The organism is Testudinibacter sp. P80/BLE/0925 (assembly GCF_053570785.1).
Genome location: NZ_CM131636.1, coordinates 617,902 through 636,980, shown reverse-complemented (window position 1 = coordinate 636,980; position 19,079 = coordinate 617,902). Strand labels below are relative to the sequence as shown.

The window sequence follows — 19,079 nt, the reverse complement described above, 5'->3', positions numbered from 1 at the left end:
ATGAAAAAGCTTAATGACAATTCCTTTAAATACCTGATGATATTATTGATCGGTATCACGTTAATGTTTAGCTTTTTGATTCCGGATATTTTTTGGTCGTTAAATAATTTCCAATCGATAGCTTCGCAAATGCCGATTTTGGGTGTGCTAACACTGGCAATGGCGATTACGATGCTAACGGGTGGTATTAATTTATCGATTATTGCCACTATGAATTCATGTTCACTGGTTATGGCATTTTATTTGGTAAATAATCCGTCTTCAATTTTAATCGCAATATTATTGGGATTGGTTACTGCGATTATTATTGGATTGGTGAACGGTTTATTAATTGCGGTTGTCAGGGTGTCTCCTATCCTCGCCACGTTAGGAACAATGACGCTATTAAATGGTGTAAATGTTTTATTATCAAAGGGCTCTGCAGTTTCGAATTTTTCCGATAGCCTTCTGATACTAAACAGTGGTGCTTGGTTAGGTGTGCCGATTCCATTAATTATTTTTATTCTGTTATCGATTGGATTGTGGATTATTTTTGATAAAACGACACTTGGAAAATCAATTTATTTTATTGGTAATAACGAACGAGCAACGTATTTTTCTGGAATTAATACTAAAAAGGTTCTTGTTTTAGTCTATGTTATTTCCTCTATCCTTTGTGTGGCAGCCGCACTTTTAATGATGTCTAAACTGAATTCCGCTAAAGCCTCTTATGGAGATTCTTATTTATTAACGGCAATTTTAGCCACAGTGCTAGGTGGAGTAAACCCTGATGGCGGCAAAGGAAAATTAGTTGGTATTCTAATTGCGTTAATCATGCTACAGACATTGGAAAGTGGGTTAAATATTATTGGTGTTAGCAGTTATATCACTATGGCATTATGGGGTGCATTATTAATTGTGTTTATTTTCTTACAAAAATATCAATTTAATTTTCTCACAAGAAAACAATAATTATAGAGGGTTACCATTATGTTAGAAAAATTTGTTATCGGCTTGGATTTTGGTAGTGATTCCGTTCGTTCATTATTGGTAAATTGCCAAAGCGGGGAAGAAGTTGCCACCTATGTGATTAATTATCCGCGTTGGAAAAAAGAGCTTTATTGTGATTCGGAAAATAACCAGTTCCGTCATCATCCTTTAGACTATATTGAATCAATGACGGAGGCGATTTGTAAAATTACACAAACCATCGACGAAAATGTGAGACAAAATATTGTTGGTATCGGAATTGACGCTACAGGTTCGACCCCCGCCCCAATTGATGAACATGGAAATGTTTTAGCATTAAAAGAACAATTTAAAGACAATCCGAATGCAATGTTTGTCTTATGGAAAGATCATACGGCAACGAAAGAAGCCGATTATATTACCGAATTATGCCATAGCGGCAAATATCCGGATTATACGAAATATATCGGCGGCATTTATTCCGCCGAATGGTTTTGGGCGAAGATAACCCATATCCAAACGATTGATACTGAAGTCAGACAACATGCGGTGAATTGGGTTGAATTATGTGACTGGGTACCTGCGTTACTGTCCGGTACAACCGCGCCTGTGCAGTTAAAAAGAGGTCGTTGTACTGCGGGACATAAAAGTTTATGGCATCCGGATTGGGGTGGTTTACCGTCAATTGAATTTTTGCAGGCATTACACCCATCAATTACAGAGAACTTGCAAACACCGCTCTTTACCGAAACTCAGACGGCAGATATTGCCGTCGGTACGATAACTGCCGAATGGGCAGCAAAATTAAATTTACCTTCGCAGGTCGTAATTTCAGGTGGCGCGCTGGATTGCCATATGGGAACCGTTGGTGCCGGCGCATCAAAAAATACTTTGGTTAAAGTGATCGGCACCTCTACCTGTGATGTTCTGATTACGGATTATGAAACGGTAAATAGGCGTTCTATTGAGGGAATATGCGGTCAAGTTGATGGTAGCGTTGTGCCTAATGCCATTGGCTTAGAGGCTGGACAGTCCGCTTTTGGGGATGTTTATGCCTGGTTTGCCAGAATGCTAAGCTGGCCTTTAGATCACTTGCAACAGCAGCAACCGCACTTGCAACCGGATATTGACGCATTTAGGCAAAAATTATTAGTGAATCTGGCAGAAGAGTGGAATAGAAACCCGCGTCTAGAGCATTTGCCATTGACTTTGGATTGGTTTAATGGACGTAGAACGCCTTTTGCTAATCAGAAATTAAAAGGGGTTATTTCAGGTATTGGCTTAGGCACTGATGCGAGTTCAATATTTGGATCGTTGATTGTGGCGACGGCTTTCGGCTCCAAAATGATTATGGAATGTTTGGCTTCTCAACAAGTTCCGGTTGAAAAAATTATTGCATTAGGGGGTATTGCTCGGAAATCAGCGGTGGTAATGCAGACTTGTGCCGATGTGATGGAAAAGCCGATTCAGATTGTAAAATCTGATCAATGTTGTGCCTTAGGTGCTGCGATTTTTGCCGCCGTTGCTGCAGATGTTTATCCGACGGTAGAAGCGGCGCAAACGTTTATGGCAAGTAAAATGGAAAAAACATATTATCCGAACGAGAATCGGAGTCAACGTTATAGTCTGCAATATCAGCAATATAAAGAATGGACGGAAGCAACCGAACCGCTATATAACAAATTTTTTGAAAAAACACATTAATTTTGCATACTATTTTAATCATATTCAAAACTTGTCATATCGCCGCCGGTTTTAAAAATTGGCGGTTTATTTTTAGCAAAAAAGCTACCTGGATCATATTTTTGAACTTTTTTAATTTACACGTGTAAAGATGGTTGCTATAACTCAGATTGTACTTAGGCATTTTAAGTGCATTAGGATTTTAATCAGTCAATTCCAAAATTGGAGATGTGTTATGAAAAAATTATTCAAACGATTTCTTCTAGGTGGTGCAGTTGCAATAACGTGTGGTAGTGCGTGGGCGGCAGATTTGGTTGGTGCTTCATTATTGACTCAACAGCACCCGTTTTATATTGAACTTGCTGACGCAATTAAGGCGGAAGCAAAAGAAAAAGGCGTTGATTTAGAAGTGTCAATCGCCAATCAGGATTTGGGCAAGCAATTAGCCGATGTTGAAGATTTTATTGTGAAAGGTGCGAAAGCGATCATTATTTCACCAGTCGATAGTAAAGGCGTATTGCCGGCAATTAAAAAAGCGCAAAGTGCGGGGATTAAGGTGATTACGGTTGATGTACCTGCTGATGGAATCGAAGTCACATCTTACGTTGGCACTGATAACTATACCGGTGGGGTGAAAGCCGGTGAGCTGATGGCAAAAGTGCTGAATAATAAAGGCAATGTTGCGATTATTGATTACCCGACCGTGCAATCGGTGGTGGCTCGGGTTGATGGTTTTAAGCAAGCGTTATCAAATTATCCGGAGATTAAAATTGTCGCACAGCAAACAGGGATTACCCGTGCGGAAGCCTTAGCCGTTGCACAAAATATGTTGCAAGCTAATCCGGATATCCAAGGCATTTTCGGTTTTGGCGATGATGCCGCATTAGCGGCGGCTGTTGCAGTGAAATCGGCGCGCTTGCAGGATCAGGTTAAAGTAATTGGGTTTGACGGCATGAAAGAAGCCAGAGATGCGGTTGATTCTGATCCGGTTATGGTAGGTGTGATCCAACAATATCCTGACAAAATGGGACGGGAAGCGTTAAATACCGCAGTAAAAGTACTTGCCGGTGAAGAGGTTGCCAAAGAGCAGCCGATAGAGCCGGGTGTTTATACCAAATAGTCGCTTCAACCAAGCTTGTTGGCGGGATAGACTTTCCCCGCCGACAAGTGCGTAAGGACGGGGTGTATGATCGATCAGAATGATATTGTACTGGCGTTAAATGGAATTGATAAATCCTTTGGGGCTATTCATGCATTAAACAATATGAATTTGACGGTTCGGCGTGGACGTGTACATACCTTATTGGGTGAAAATGGTGCGGGCAAATCCACCTTGATGAAAATTTTGGTGGGTGTTTATCAAGCCGATTCGGGCGAAATGTTGTTAAACGGTGAGAACTATCAACCCAAATCTCCGCAAGATGCGGCTAATTCAGGATTATCCATCGTTTTTCAAGAGTTGAGTTTAACCAATAACTTAACCGTCGCACAGAATATTTATGCCAATCACGAACTTTCTCGTTTTGGTTTTATCAATGATCGTAAAATTGAAGAACAAGCCATTGCACTGATTGATTCGTTAGGCTTGCCGATCCATGTTGGGGCAAAAGTTGGCGATCTCTCCATCGCGCAACGGCAATTAGTTGAAATTGCGAAAGGCTTGAGCCGTCCTTCCGACATTATTATTCTTGATGAACCCACCTCTTCCTTATCCGATTCCGAAGCAGAAATTTTATTCTCGATTATTGATAAGCTGACGCAATCTGGAAAAGCGGTAATTTATATTTCTCATCGAATGGAAGAAATCATGCGCTTATCTGATGATATTACCGTCATGCGTGACGGGGAATATGTTCAGACCGTGTTAAAAACAGCAACGACGATTGATCAGCTGATCGCGCTGATGGTTGGTCGCCGTATGGATCAGATCTATCCTCCGCCGCTGACCAAAATGTTTAGCGATTCTACCAATCCCGTCTTAGAAGTCAAAAATCTAAGCGTAAGCAATAAAGTGAATGATGTCAGCTTTGACTTAAAACGCGGTGAAATTTTGGGTTTTTTCGGCTTAGTCGGGGCAGGGCGATCCGATGTGATGAAAGCATTATTCGGCGTGCTTGCTTATCAAGGGGAAGTCTATTTGAATGGCAAATTGGTTCATATCAATCATGTTGATGTGGCAATTCATCACGGCATTGCATTTGTAACCGAAAATCGTAAAGAGGAAGGCTTGGTTTTGTCCGCTTCTGTTCGACACAACACTACGATGGCGGCGTTACCGCACTTTTCATTCAAGTGCGGTTGGCTAAATCATGCCGGTGAAGCCTATGCGGTGAAAAATGCAATTCAACAATTAGCGATCCGCACGCCATCGGGTGAAGTTGCGGCGAATACCTTATCAGGAGGCAACCAGCAGAAGGTCGTTTTGGCTAAATGGCTGACAACGCAACCGCAGATCCTGATTTTAGATGAACCGACCAGAGGTGTTGATGTCGGGGCTAAATTTGAAATTTATAATATCATCAGGCAATTAGCCGCTAGCGGAACGGCAATTTTATTAGTTTCTTCAGAGTTGCCCGAAATTTTGGGGCTGTCTGATCGTATCGTTGTGATGGCAGGGAAACGTATTCAAACTATTGCCGCGGCAAGTTCATTAAATCCACAGCAAATTATGGCGGCAGCAACGGGGCAAATGCTATGACAAAACACGATCGTTTAATGCAGTATTTACGCCAACTGGGCGGTATTTTTCTTTCGCTTATCGTGTTGAGCGTATTTTTCTCTTTTGCCAATCATCGTTTTATGTCATTGGCAAATTTTATGAATATCCTGCAACAAGTCTCCGTTGTGGCGATTGCCGCGTTTGGTATGACATGGGTTATTTTGCTGGGGGAAATTGATCTCTCAATCGGCTCAATCATTGCCGTGAGCGGTATGGTTGGGGCGCAAGTGTTGGCATTGGATTATGGCTTAATTCCCGCTTTGTTGGTGACATTATTTGCCGGAGCGGTGATGGGATTTATCAATGGCGCATTGACGGCAAAATTGGCATTGCCTTCGTTTATTGTGACGGTGGCAACCATGGGCATTTACCGTGGAATGGTCAGCTTGCCGACCAATGGCGCGCCGCAGATGATAACCAATGACAGTTGGACAGCAATCGGCAATGAATCTTGGTTTGGGATTCCGATTGTGATTTGGATTTTACTCATCTTATTCTTAATTAATCATATTGTACTTTCGCGTACCGTTTTTGGTCGCAAGGCTTATCTCACCGGTGGAAATATTGAAGCCGCACAATATTCAGGCATTGCAACGGCAAAAGTGAAAATCTGGATTTTTACATTATCCGGCTTGATGGCGGCAATTTCCGGTATTTTGTTGTCATCGCGCTTATATTCGGCACAAACCAATGCCGGCATGGGATATGAACTTGATGCGATTGCGGCGGCGGTGCTGGGCGGAACCAGTCTTGCCGGTGGGGTCGGCACGATGATTGGCACCTTAGTCGGGGCTTTGATTATCGGTATTTTGAATAACGGCATGAATATGATGTCGGTGCCTTATTTTTACCAATTAATTGTGAAAGGTATCGTGATTTTAATTGCGGTATGGCTTGATGTGCGATCCAAGAAAAAGCGGAGCAAAGCATGAAACATAAAGTATTAACCATTGGCGAAATTTTAGTTGAAATTGTGGCAACCACGAAAGGAAACGGTTTTTTAGAAACTCAGCCGTTACTTGGTCCGTTTCCATCGGGTGCTCCCGCAATTTTTATCGATCAAGTCGGAAAATTAGGAGTGCCTTGTGCCATTATTTCACGTGTCGGCAATGATGATTTTGGTCGCTTAAATCTCAATCGTTTGCAACAAGATAATGTGGATATTCAAGGGATTTCCATTACGCAAGATAGACCAACCGGCAGTGCGTTTGTGCGTTACCGAGAAGATGGCAATCGCAATTTTGTATTTAATATTGCGCATAGTGCCTGTGGCGAATTAGATGATAATCCGCAAATTGCTCGATTATTGCAGGAGTGCAGTCATTTACATTTGATGGGAACCGCACTTTCTTCGCCGGGACTGCGTACGATGGCATTAAAAGCCATGCAAGAGATTAAAGCACGTGGCGGTACACTCTCTTTTGACCCGAATTTAAGGGCGGAAATTATGACGGAAAAATTGCAAGTTGATCTGGAAACGGTATTAAAGCACACTGATCTGTTTTTACCGTCAGGCGAAGAACTCTTTCTCTGTTCTCAAACCCGTGATGAAATAACGGCGATTAACGAGTTGTTTGCTATCGGCATTAAAGAAATTGTATTAAAACGCGGGAAAGCAGGCGCAAGTTATTTCACCCAAGGTAAACAGATCGATATTGCTCCTCATCAGGTCGAAGAATTGGATCCGACCGGTGCCGGTGATAGTTTCGGCGGTGCATTTATCAGTTATTGGATTAAGGGTTCTTCTGCGGAAGAGGCATTACGTTATGCCAATGCCGCCGGCGCAAGAGCGGTCACTTACCTTGGTCCAATGGAAGGCACATCAACACGTTCAGAATTAGAGGCTTTTTTACAAGAAAGAATAAATGGATAAAAACAAATCGCTTTCGTCAATCAACACCATGCAACAGCTTGCGGCTTATGTCGGCTTGTCACGGCAAACCTTATCGAAATATTTTAATGATCCGCAACAGGTAAGCGCACAGGCGCAACAATTAATTCAAACGGCTATCGAAGAAACCGGATTTCGCCCTAATTTATTTGCCAGCAATCTAAAACGGAATAAAAGCCGGGTCATCGGGATTATTATTCCGAGTATCACCGATCCGTTTTATATGCAGCTGGTTTCAAGAATCTCAGAAATGGCGGAAATCGCCGGTTATTTTACTTTTACTTTGCCGTCGAATGGTAAACAGAGCATTGAAGCGGAAGCGGTCGCAAAATTAAAATCCATGAATGTTGCCGGTGCATTTGTTGTCCCGTTGGGAAAATCTTCAGTACAGAGTAAATTGCGTCATATGGAAGATAGCTTGCCGATAGTTTATCTGGATACGCCACCGGCACATTATGCACCGTTTATCGGCACGGATAATCAGCAAGGGATCACATTATTGGTAGATTATTTATGCCAAAAAGGAACGCCGCCGGCTTTTTTGGCCATGCCGGAAATTAATCGCAATGCGAATACCCGTTTGCAGGCTTATTACACTGCAATGGAAAAAAATAAACAAAGTCCGTTTGTTTTGACGGCGAACGGCACTGACTGGCAATTTGAAACATACGGACATCAGCAAACCGCACTTTGGTTAGCAAGTGAGAAGTGCAAAACCTATCAGGCGTTACTTTGTGCCAACGATCGTTTAGCCTATGGCGCATTACTTGCTGCTTGGGAAAGAAAATTGCAAATCGGTAGCGCGCGCGGGCAATTTAAAATCGCCGGACATGACGATCATCCATTAGCAGCCTATACTTGCCCGCCATTGACCACTGCAGCACAACATTATGATGTTATGGCAAAAACAGCGGTAGATACGCTGTTAAATCTAATGGAAAATAAATCACTAACGTTTGTACAACAGTTAATTCCGATGACATTAGTCGAAAGACAATCGGCTTAAAGGGCAAACTATTCTAGATAGCGATATTGAGTGAAATTGAAAACCTTCTACCAATCCCCCTCAATACCCCCTATAATCAAATTGCCCGATTTGACCGATTTTTAATAATGGAAAATTAATCATGAAAGAGAGAGAACGTTTTATTCTGGAGCAGTTGAGTAAGCTGGGGAAGGTGGATGTGAATCAGTTGGCGCTGGAGTTGATGGTGTCGTTGGAGACCGTGCGGCGTGATTTGGGCAAGCTGGATCGCAAAGGGTTGTTGCACCGTACCCATGGCGGTGCTGTGGGCTTGAAGGCGAAGGACTTAGGGCGGTCTTTTCAGAATCGGCAAAAAAGCAACTCTGACGCCAAGCGGTTGATTGCGGAAAGTGCGGTGGAATATGTGTTTGAAAATGTGGTAATCGGGCTTGATGCCAGCACCACCAGTTGGTATTTTGCGCAGGCAATGCCGGATATCCCCTGCACCGTTGTCACCAATGCCATGCATAATATCAATGCATTAGCGACGAAAAGTAATATTAAAACCATTGCGACCGGTGGGGTGTATTCGGCGAAATACGATGCGTTTTACGGCCCGTTATCGGAACAGCTATTGCAACGTTTGCATATCGACATCGGAATTTTTTCCTGTATCGGGGTGGATAACGGTGGCTCGGTGTGGGAGTCAAACGAATTGAATGCGTCGGTCAAACGCAAGATTATGGCGGCTTCCGAAAAGAAATTTTTACTGGTGGATAATACAAAATTAGGGCGCAAAAGTCTGATGAAAATTTGTGATTTGTCGCAAATTGATATTCTGTTTTGTGATGAATTGCCGCAGGGTGAGCTGGCAACGTATTGTGAGCGGCAGAATTTATTGGTTATCACGCCTTAATCCTCTCTTTTTTTCCATTGTATGAAATGCCCGATTTGACCGTTTTAAGTGATTTAAATTTAAATCGGGCATTTTTTACCGCATTTTTTTCTCTTATTTGAGGCTTTTTCGTGATTTTTATCACGAAATCGTACTGTTTTTAAACAAACTGCTTTTCAAGCCGATCATTTCTCTTGAAGATAGATTTCAGAAAAGTCTGAAAAATGTCCATTCTACTTCATGATTAAGAGGAACGGTAAGATGAGTTTAGCAAAATCCCAAGCAGTGAAAATCGGTATTCGTCCGACGATTGACGGTCGTCGTTTAGGTGTACGCGAATCATTGGAAGATCAAACCATGGCAATGGCGCAGTCGGTCGCTGCGTTGCTGTCCAGCCAAGTGCGACACCCTGACGGCAGTTTTGTCGAGTGTGTGATTGCCGACAGTTGTATCGGCGGCGTGGCGGAAGCGGCGGCTTGTGCGGAAAAATTCAAACTGAATAATGTCGGCGTGGTGCTGACGGTCACACCATGTTGGTGTTATGGTTCGGAAACCATTGATATGGATCCGCATATGCCGAAAGCGATTTGGGGCTTTAACGGCACGGAGCGCCCGGGGGCGGTCTATTTGGCGGCGGCGTTGGCGGGGCATTCGCAAATGGGCTTGCCGGCGTTTTCGATTTACGGCACAGAAGTGCAAGAAGCCGGAGACACCACTATTCCGCAAGACGTGCAGGAAAAACTGTTGCGTTTTGCGCGCGCCGGTCTGACCGTTGCCAATATCCGCGGCAAGTCTTATCTCTCGATCGGTGCGGTGTCAATGGGGATTGCCGGTTCTATCGTCAATCAATCGTTCTTCCAAGACTATCTCGGTATGCGCAATGAATATGTGGATATGACCGAAATCAAACGCCGTTTGGATCGCCAAATTTACGATCAGCAAGAAGTCGATTTAGCCGTAAGCTGGGTGAAACAATATTGCCAAGAAGGAATTGATGTCAACACGCCTGAACATCAGCGCAATGCGGAGCAACGAGCCGAACTGTGGGAAAACGTGGTCAAAATGGCGATTATCACCCGTGATTTAATGGTCGGCAATCCAAAACTTGCCAAGTTGAATTACGGTGAAGAAGCGTTGGGACACAATGCGATTGCCGCCGGTTTCCAAGGACAGCGCCACTGGACGGATCACCTGCCGAACGGCGATTTTATGGAAGCGATTCTCAACTCCACCTACGACTGGAACGGCGTGCGCCCGCCGTATATTCTCGCCACCGAAAACGATTCATTGAATGCAGTCTGTATGCTGTTCGGCAATCAATTGACCGGGCAAGCGCAAATCTTTGCCGATGTGCGCACCTACTGGAGCGAAGACGCGGTGGAACGCGTGACCGGTTTCCGTCCTGAAAGCGGTTTTATCCATCTGATTAACTCCGGTTCGGCGGCATTGGACGGCACGGGGCAACACCAAGACAAAGACGGCAAGCCGGTGATAAAACCGGCATGGGAAGTGCGCGAAGCAGACGGCAAACGCTGTTTGGAAAACACCCGTTGGTGTCCGGCGGTGCACGAATATTTCCGTGGCGGCGGCTATTCGTCGCAATACCTGACCAAAGGCGGCATGCCGTTCACCATGACGCGGATCAACATCATCAAAGGGATCGGACCAGTGCTGCAAATTGCCGAAGGTTGGTCTATCGATCTGCCGCCGGCAGTGCATGAAACCCTGAATAAACGCACCAATGAAACGTGGCCGACCACTTGGTTTGTACCACGCTTAACCGGCAAAGGCGCATTCACCGATGTCTATTCGGTGATGGCGAATTGGGGGGCGAACCATTGCGTGGCGACTTTCGGCCACGTCGGCGCAGACTTCATCACCCTTGCCTCGATGTTGCGGATTCCGGTGTGTATGCATAACGTGGAAGATCAACAAATCTTCCGTCCAAGCACTTGGAGCGCATTCGGCATGGATAAAGAAGGGCAGGATTACCGCGCCTGTGCCAACTTCGGCCCGCTGTACCGCTAATTCATAACCTAACACAAGGGCGGCAACCGATGTCGCCCGAGAGATTCAAAGTGCGGTTTTGACAACCGCGCTTTCCCGAAACGGATTGTCCTGAAGCGAATTCCTGCTGTGAACAGGAAGGGGGAGCTTTATGCCTATTGTTCTGATTTTTGACTGCGGCGCAACCAACACGCGCACCATTGCCTTAAATGAAAAAGGCAAGATTTTGGCGGCGCACCATATTGCCAGCGCAACCAAAAGCGGGGCGGAATCGGCGGAATATCATATCTGGGATTTTGCCGAAATCTGCGACAAGCTGGCAGAGTGCGCGCGGCATGTGGTGGTGCAACTCAGTCATCAACATTATGATATTCAAGAAATTATCGGCATTTCCGTAACCACTTTCGGCGTGGACGGCGCGCCCTTTGATCGCGACGGCAAGCAGATTTATCCGATTATTTCATGGAAATGTCCGCGCACCATTCCGATTATGCAAAACCTTGCGGATTACCTCGATGTGGAACAGCTTTATACCCGTAACGGCATTGGGCTGTACAGTTTCAACACCCTGTTTAAGTTGTTGTGGTTAAAAGAAAACCAGCCTGATATCTATCGGCGCATGGATAAATTTGTCTTCATCTCCTCCATGCTGACCCACTGGCTGAGCGGCGTGTTCAGCACCGATAAAACCATGGCCGGCACGTCGATGTTGACCGATCTGCAAAGCGGCGGTTGGGATTCGCAAACCTTATCGCTGTTAGATCTGAATGCCGGACATTTTCCGCCGATGGTGGAAGCCGGTGAGGCGGTTGGCGAACTGCGTGCGGAAATTGCCCATGAAATGGGGTTGCCGAGTGGTATCCCGGTGATCTCTTGCGGACATGATACCCAATTTGCGATTTTCGGTTCAGGGGCGAAACCGAATCAGCCGGTGCTCAGTTCCGGCACATGGGAAATTTTGATGGCGCGCACCGCCAAAGCCGAACCGCACTTTGACTTAATTCATCAAGGTTTAACCACCGAATTTGATGCCAAAACCGGCTACTTCACTCCCGGTGTGCAGTGGTTGGGGTCGGGCGTATTGGAATGGGTCGGCAACCGCTTTTATGCCGACGTGCTGAACACGCCGCACTACTACGAAACCATGATCAGCGAAGCGGAACAGGTTGAGGTCGGCGCGGGCGGAATCGAGTGGCACGGTAATTTCAACAATGCGGAAGATTTCGCCCACCGCGGCAGGATCGGCGGTTTGTCGTTGCACAGCGAACGCGGGCAGATTTACCGTGCGGCATTGGAATATATGGCATATCAGCTCAAGTGCGGTTTGCAGACCCTACAGCAAGTCAGTCGGTTTGAGGCAAGCAGCTTGATTTGTGTCGGCGGCGGCTCGAAAAACCGCCTGTGGAATCAAATCCGCGCCGATGTGTTGGGCTTGCCGATTGAAATTGTCGATGTGGCGGAAGCCACCGTATTGGGCGCGGCAATGTTCACCTTCGCCGGTGCGCAATATTACCAAAGCATTGAAGTGGCGCAACGGCAAATGCAGCCGCAGCGCAAGGTTGTGCAGCCGTCACCGGACAGTGCGGCGTATCAAGTGCGGTTGCAGGCTTACCAGCAGCATATGGCAACGATTAACCCATAAGGAACGATGATTATGTTAAAAGGCATTCACCCGGCAATTTCGCCGGAACTGTTAAAAACCTTGGCGGAAATGGGACACGGCGATGAAATCGTGCTATGCGACGCGCACTTTCCGGCACATCAGCTCCATCACCGCGTGATCCGTGCCGACGGCATTGACGTGGCAACGCTGCTGACGGCAATCAGCCCGCTGTTTGAATACGATCAATATGTTGAAACCCCGTTGGTTATGATGCAGGCGGTCGAGGGCGACAGCCTTGATCCGAGTGTCGAAGCACGCTATCGCGCTGCGATTGAAAGTGCGGTCGGCAGTTGCCCGAATCTCAGCCGCATTGACCGTTTCGCATTTTATGATCGGGCTGAAATGGCGTATGCGGTGGTGGTGAGCGGCGAATTGGCAAAATACGGCAATATTATTTTGAAAAAAGGGGTTACGTCGATTGCGCCGATTGCAGCGATCGCATAGCCGACACAGATTTTAAATTAGTTAAGGATAACATATGAACAGACAAGCTCTCTCCCGAGAAATTATCGACACCTGCTTGGAGATGACCCGTTTAGGGCTGAACCAAGGCACGGCGGGCAATGTCAGCGTGCGTTACAACGGCGGTATGCTCATCACCCCGACCGGCACGCCCTATGAATTATTGACCGAAGATTCGATCGTGTTTGTCGATGCCGACGGGCATTACGACGCCGGTAAATTGCCGTCGAGCGAATGGCGGTTTCACCATGCGGTGTATCAAGCGCGCCCTGATTTGAATGCGGTGGTGCATAACCATTCGCTGAATTGTTCGGCGGTGTCGATTTTGGGCAAAGACATTCCGGCAATTCACTACATGATCGCCGTCGGCGGCACAAACCGTATTCCGTGTGTGCCTTATGCCACTTTCGGCACACCGAAACTGGCGGAATATGTGCAGGACGGGATTAAACAGAGCAAAGCGATTTTATTACAGCACCACGGTTTGATCGCCGCCGAGAAAAATCTGAAAAAAGCCTTATGGCTGGCGCATGAGGTGGAAGTGCTGGCAACCTGGTATCTGCGCTTGTTGGCGATTAGCGATAATGTGCCGGTGCTGCCGGACGAGGAAATCGAAGTGGTGTTGGGCAAATTCAGCACCTACGGCTTACGCATTGAAGAATAACTTAAGTGGAATAACTTAGGCAGGAGGGAACATGGAAAATCCATCGCAAGCAGCGCCACTGCTGTCCATGACCAACATCAGCAAATCTTTTGGGGCGGTGCAAGCCCTGAAAGACGTTCATCTTCAGCTGCGCAAAGGCGAAGTACACGCCTTAATGGGCGAAAACGGCGCAGGCAAATCCACCTTGATGAAATGCCTGATCGGGGTGTATCACCCCGAAGTGGGCGACATTGTGTATAAAGGCAAAAAAGTGCGGTTTGAATCGGTGTTGGAGGCACAGAAAAACGGTATCAGCATGATCTTCCAAGAGCTGAACCTGATACCGCACTTGACCGTTGCCGAGAACATCTTTTTTGCGCGCGAGCCGCTGAAACACGGCTTGGTGGATAAACGCAAAATGAACCGTGATTCGGCGGAATTGCTGTCAATGTTTGATATTGATGTTGCCCCGACCGACATTGTCAATACGCTGTCGGTGGCGAAACAGCAAATGGTGGAAATAGCCAAAGCGTTGTCGTTTGATGTGGAAGTGTTGATTATGGACGAACCCACCTCCGCCCTGACCGAAAAAGAGATTGATCGCCTGTTTGAGTTGGTACACCGCCTGAAAAGCAAAGGGGTGTGTATCGTGTATATCTCGCACCGCATGGAAGAACTGCAACGGATTTGCGATCACATCACCATTTTCCGCGACGGCACTTATGTTTCCAACCACCGTTTTGCGGAAATCACCATGGATCAGATTATCACCAAAATGGTCGGGCGCTCGTTGGATAACCATTTCCCGCCAAAAACCGCACTTATCGAAGATGAGATTATTCTGTCGGTGATGAATGCCGAACGTTACGGCGTATTTAAACCGCTCAATTTTGACTTGCGCCGTGGCGAAATTCTGGGGATCACCGGCTTGGTCGGGGCAAAACGCACCGAATTGGCACGTTCGATTTTCGGCGCTGATCCGCTGGATAAAGGCGAGATTTTTGTCCATCACAAAAAAGTGTCGATCAAAAGCCCTGCCGATTCGATTAAGGCGGGAATCGCCTATCTGTCGGAAGACCGCAAACTCAACGGTATCGCGGTGCGCATGTGTATCCGTGAAAACATTACCATGGCGGCAATGGATAAAGTGTGCAGCGAGTTGGGCGTGATTTCGCACGATGCCGAAGTCAACGCGGCGGATACCTTCGTCAAAAAAATGGAGATCAAAACCCCGACGGTCGAGCAGTTGGTGAATAACCTCAGCGGCGGCAACCAACAAAAAGTGGTGATCGGCAAATGGCTGTTCCGCGACGCGACGGTGATGATTTTCGACGAACCGACGCGCGGGATTGACGTCGGTGCGAAATATGCGATTTATCAACTGTTGGACGAACTTGCCGCTAACGGCGTGGGCGTGATTGTGATCTCGTCGGAGCTGCCGGAAGTGTTGGGGGTGTCCGATCGGATTATTGTAATGCGTGAGGGGCAGATGACCGGCATGTTGGAAACCAAACAAACCGATCAGGAAGAAATTATGCAGTATGCCACCGGCGTGAAAAATATGTTTGCCAGAGACTATGTTCGTTAAAAATGGGGTGATGTGATGAACGATAAACAAAAAGATCTATTAAGAAAACTTGCCTCGTTGGCAGGCTTATTACTGCTGGTGCTGGCATTCACTGTCAGCAATGATTACTTCTTTACGCTGAACAATATCATGACCATCGGGCTGCAAACCTCGACCATCGCCTTGATCGGGATTGGCGCGACCTGTGTCATTTTGACCGGCGGGATTGATTTGAGCACCGGCTCGGTGGTGGCGCTTTCCGGCGTGGCGGCGGCAATGTTCGTCAACGGCGGACTGCCGGTGCCGATCGGTATGATCGCCGGGATTTTGGTCGGCGGCGTGTGTGGCTACGCCAACGGCATTATGGTGACCAAAATGAAACTGCCGCCGTTTATCGCCACGTTGGGTATGATGATGGTGGCGCGCGGGGTGGCGCTGTATGTAACCAACGCTGCGCCGGTGTCCGGTATGCCGGAATCGTTCTCTTATCTCGGCAACGGGGCGCTGTTGCGCATGGTGGAAGAAGGGCCTAACGGCTTGCCGCTGGTGACGTTCCCGGGCATTCCGTATCCGGTGATTATCATGATCGTCATTGCGATTATGTTCACCTTCGCGCTCAGTAAATTACGGGTCGGACGCTATATCTACGCCATCGGTTCTAACGAAGAAGCGGCGCGTTTATCGGGGATTAAAACCAATCAGGTGAAAAACTATGCCTATATCGCCAGCGGTTTGTTGTCGGGCTTGGCGGGGGTGATTCTCGCCTCGCGCTTGGTGACGGCACAACCGAACGGCGGCGTGGCGTATGAGCTGGACGCGATCGCCAGTGCGGTGGTCGGCGGTACATCGCTGATGGGCGGGGTCGGCACGATTCCGGGCACGTTAATCGGTTCGTTTATTATCGGGGTGTTGCGTAACGGTTTGAATATGAATGGCGTTTCAGCCTTTATCCAACAAATTATTATCGGTCTGGTGATTATCGTCACGGTGTCGATTGATCAATTAAGACAAAGCAAAAAGAAATAGCGTGGCAGCACATCGCCAGCTTGGATTTACCACAAGCAGTTCCATTTAAACGCCGTCCATAAAACGGTCTATCATTCCAACAAGGAGCACATTATGAAAAAATTCGCAGTCGCAGCATTGGCAACTTTAGTCGGGTTCTCTGCCTTAATCAGCTCTCCGGTGATGGCAAAATCCAGCGAAATCGCGGTTATTGTCAAAACCGCCAACGCCAACTTTTGGCAAAACGTAAACAAAGGCGCACAGGACGCAGGAAAAGATATTGGCGGACAATACAATATTTCGTTCCAAGGTCCGCAAGCGGAAACCGCAATCGACGAACAAGTGAACATGGTGAACAACGCCGTCAACCGCGGTGTGGCAGGGATTGTGCTTGCGGCGTCCGACCCCGACGCGTTAGTGCCGGCGGTGAAAGCGGCTTACGAACGCGGTATTCCGGTGGTGATGATCGACTCCGGTATCAACAGTGACGGCAAATATTATCAATCTTTCCTAGCCACCGATAATCGTGCCGCCGGAAAACTCGCCGCCGAAAAACTGCTGGAGAAAAACGGCACGAAAGGCAAAGTGGCGGTGATGTCGTTCACTCCGGGGGCTGCCAGTGCGATTGAGCGTACCGGCGGTTTCGTCGATGAAATTAAGAAAAATACCGATATCACCATGGTCGGGCCGTTTTATTCCCAATCCGATATGGTGACCGCACTTAACCAAACCATCGACGTATTGACCTCACACCCGGATTTGACCGCGATTTTCGGCGCGAACGAACCGACTGCGGTCGGCATGGCGCGTGCGATTAAAGAGCGTGGTTATGCCGGTAAATTGGTGGCGGTCGGCTTTGACGGCAACCAAGACCTGCAAAACTTCGTGCGTGACGGCACATTGGAAGGCATTGTGGTGCAATCGTCTTACCAAATGGGCTACAAAGGCGTTACCGCGATTAAAGACGTGATCGACGGTAAGAAAATCGAAAAATTCATCGACACCGGTGTGGTTTTCGTGACCAAAGACAATATTGATTCCGACGAAGCGAAAGACGTGCTGTATTAATTTTATTGGGAATAAGGGGCTGGCGAAATCCAGCTTCAGTATGCTTTATGTTATCGAGGAATTTGATTCGGTAATGTAGGGGCGGATGATATATCCGCCCGTTTACGAAGCTCGATATAAGTATTTAATTAGCATTGAAAAATACAAAGTGCGATTCGGGCGGATATATCATCCGCCCCTACTTTTTCGATGAAATATAACGAGAGAGTTCTTATTTTTATTCGATAATTCAATAACATTGATTATTTAAAAATACTATTTGGAATTCATTCACTTACTATGAGGTATCTGTTATGGCAAATCGTATCATCTTGAACGAAACCAGCTATCACGGCAAAGGCGCAATCGAGCATATTGTGCCGGAAGCGCTCAGCCGCGGTTTCACGAAGGCGTTGGTGGTGACCGACCAAGATTTAATCAAATTCGGCGTGGCGCAAAAAGTGACCGCACTTTTGGATCAAGCCGGCTTAAGCTACACCATTTTCGACCGGGTGAAAGCCAATCCGAGTGTGGATATTATCAAACAAGGCGTGGCGGCATTTAAACAAGCAGGGGCGGATTACTTGATCGCTATCGGCGGCGGCTCACCGATTGACACTGCCAAAGCAATCGGGATTATCATTAATAACCCGGAATTTGCCGACGTGGTTTCGCTGGAGGGGGTTGCGCCGACCAATAAAAAATGCGTGCCGATTATCGCCGTGCCGACCACCGCCGGCACAGCCGCAGAGGTCACCATTAACTATGTGATTACCGACGAAGAACACAAACGCAAATTTGTCTGTGTTGATGTGCATGACGTGCCGACTGTCGCCGTGGTCGATCCGGATATGATGGCAAGCATGCCGAAAGGCTTGACCGCCGCCACCGGCATGGACGCGCTCACCCACGCTATCGAGGGCTACACCACCAAAGGCGCATGGGAACTGACCGACGCACTGCACCTGAAAGCAATTGAACTGATCGCCAAATCGTTGCGCGGCGCGGTCAATAACGAAGCCGCCGGCAGAGAGGGCATGGCATTAGGGCAATACGTCGCCGGCATGGGCTTCTCCAATGTCGGTTTGGGCGTGGTGCACGGCATGGCGCACCCGTTGTCCGCCTACTACGACACCCCGCACGGTATTGCCAATGCAGTCTTGTTGCCGTATGTGATGGAATTTAACCAAGCCGACACCGGCGAAAAATACCGTGAAATCGCCCGTGCCATGGGGGTGAAAAACGTGGACGGCATGAGCCAAAGCGAATACCGCCTCGCGGCGATTAATGCGGTCAAACAATTGTCGAAAGAGGTCGGCATTCCGCAAAAACTGTCTGAAATCGGCGTATTGGAAAGCGACCTGACCGCACTTTCCATCGATGCCTTCAATGATGTCTGTACCGGCGGCAACCCGCGCCAATGCACCCCGGAATTGATTTTAGCAGTGTATAAAACCGCGTTTTGAGATTAATGCGGCAACCGCAAAACGGATACTGAAAAGTGTCCGTTTTTTGTTTTAGCGCCCATTTTCCTGCCTGAAATTACCGTATGCGTGCAAATTCGGTCATATTTCGTTTACATAAT

Annotated in this window: 16 protein-coding genes; all 16 read left to right on the top strand. The window is 47.2% G+C overall.

Going from position 1 to position 19,079, the window contains the following annotated elements:
• Positions 1-951, top strand: a complete 951-nt coding sequence (locus tag ACWA5Z_RS03160; RefSeq protein ID WP_431053877.1) for an ABC transporter permease — start codon at positions 1-3, stop codon at positions 949-951.
• An 18-nt stretch (positions 952-969) separates the two neighbouring features.
• Positions 970-2,652: a ribulokinase gene (locus tag ACWA5Z_RS03155; RefSeq protein ID WP_431053876.1), complete on the top strand. Its 1,683-nt coding sequence runs from the start codon at positions 970-972 to the stop codon at positions 2,650-2,652.
• Between the two features lie 214 nt (positions 2,653-2,866).
• A complete protein-coding gene (locus tag ACWA5Z_RS03150) occupies positions 2,867-3,751 on the top strand; it encodes a substrate-binding domain-containing protein (RefSeq protein ID WP_431053875.1) in 885 nt (294 codons plus the stop codon).
• A 66-nt stretch (positions 3,752-3,817) separates the two neighbouring features.
• Positions 3,818-5,329, top strand: a complete 1,512-nt coding sequence (locus tag ACWA5Z_RS03145) for a sugar ABC transporter ATP-binding protein (protein WP_431053874.1) — start codon at positions 3,818-3,820, stop codon at positions 5,327-5,329.
• On the top strand, positions 5,326-6,282 hold the full coding sequence (locus tag ACWA5Z_RS03140) for an ABC transporter permease (protein ID WP_431053873.1): 957 nt from the start codon (positions 5,326-5,328) through the stop codon (positions 6,280-6,282). Before ACWA5Z_RS03145 ends, ACWA5Z_RS03140 begins: the two co-directional genes overlap by 4 nt.
• Positions 6,279-7,223: a tagatose kinase gene (locus tag ACWA5Z_RS03135; protein WP_431053872.1), complete on the top strand. Its 945-nt coding sequence runs from the start codon at positions 6,279-6,281 to the stop codon at positions 7,221-7,223. Before ACWA5Z_RS03140 ends, ACWA5Z_RS03135 begins: the two co-directional genes overlap by 4 nt.
• Positions 7,216-8,247: a LacI family DNA-binding transcriptional regulator gene (locus tag ACWA5Z_RS03130; RefSeq protein WP_431053871.1), complete on the top strand. Its 1,032-nt coding sequence runs from the start codon at positions 7,216-7,218 to the stop codon at positions 8,245-8,247. Before ACWA5Z_RS03135 ends, ACWA5Z_RS03130 begins: the two co-directional genes overlap by 8 nt.
• 121 nt (positions 8,248-8,368) lie before the next feature.
• Positions 8,369-9,121, top strand: coding sequence for a DeoR/GlpR family DNA-binding transcription regulator (locus ACWA5Z_RS03125; protein ID WP_431053870.1), 753 nt, complete (start codon positions 8,369-8,371; stop codon positions 9,119-9,121).
• Between the two features lie 240 nt (positions 9,122-9,361).
• Positions 9,362-11,128 carry an L-fucose isomerase gene (fucI, locus tag ACWA5Z_RS03120; protein WP_431053869.1) on the top strand — a complete coding sequence of 589 codons (1,767 nt, stop codon included), beginning with the start codon at positions 9,362-9,364 and terminating at the stop codon, positions 11,126-11,128.
• 130 nt (positions 11,129-11,258) lie between these two features.
• Positions 11,259-12,749: an L-fuculokinase gene (gene fucK, locus ACWA5Z_RS03115; protein ID WP_431053868.1), complete on the top strand. Its 1,491-nt coding sequence runs from the start codon at positions 11,259-11,261 to the stop codon at positions 12,747-12,749.
• A 12-nt stretch (positions 12,750-12,761) separates the two neighbouring features.
• Entirely contained in the window at positions 12,762-13,214 is a 453-nt protein-coding gene (gene fucU / locus ACWA5Z_RS03110; RefSeq protein ID WP_431053867.1) for an L-fucose mutarotase, read from the top strand.
• Positions 13,215-13,248: 34 nt separating this feature from the next.
• Positions 13,249-13,896 carry an L-fuculose-phosphate aldolase gene (locus ACWA5Z_RS03105; protein WP_431053866.1) on the top strand — a complete coding sequence of 216 codons (648 nt, stop codon included), beginning with the start codon at positions 13,249-13,251 and terminating at the stop codon, positions 13,894-13,896.
• 31 nt (positions 13,897-13,927) lie between these two features.
• Entirely contained in the window at positions 13,928-15,463 is a 1,536-nt protein-coding gene (locus ACWA5Z_RS03100; RefSeq protein ID WP_431053865.1) for a sugar ABC transporter ATP-binding protein, read from the top strand.
• Between the two features lie 15 nt (positions 15,464-15,478).
• Positions 15,479-16,468 carry an ABC transporter permease gene (locus tag ACWA5Z_RS03095; RefSeq protein WP_431053864.1) on the top strand — a complete coding sequence of 330 codons (990 nt, stop codon included), beginning with the start codon at positions 15,479-15,481 and terminating at the stop codon, positions 16,466-16,468.
• Between the two features lie 93 nt (positions 16,469-16,561).
• Positions 16,562-17,515 carry an ABC transporter substrate-binding protein gene (locus ACWA5Z_RS03090; RefSeq protein ID WP_431053863.1) on the top strand — a complete coding sequence of 318 codons (954 nt, stop codon included), beginning with the start codon at positions 16,562-16,564 and terminating at the stop codon, positions 17,513-17,515.
• Positions 17,516-17,808: 293 nt separating this feature from the next.
• Positions 17,809-18,960: a lactaldehyde reductase gene (gene fucO, locus ACWA5Z_RS03085; RefSeq protein ID WP_431053862.1), complete on the top strand. Its 1,152-nt coding sequence runs from the start codon at positions 17,809-17,811 to the stop codon at positions 18,958-18,960.
• Positions 18,961-19,079: the final 119 nt, after the last annotated feature.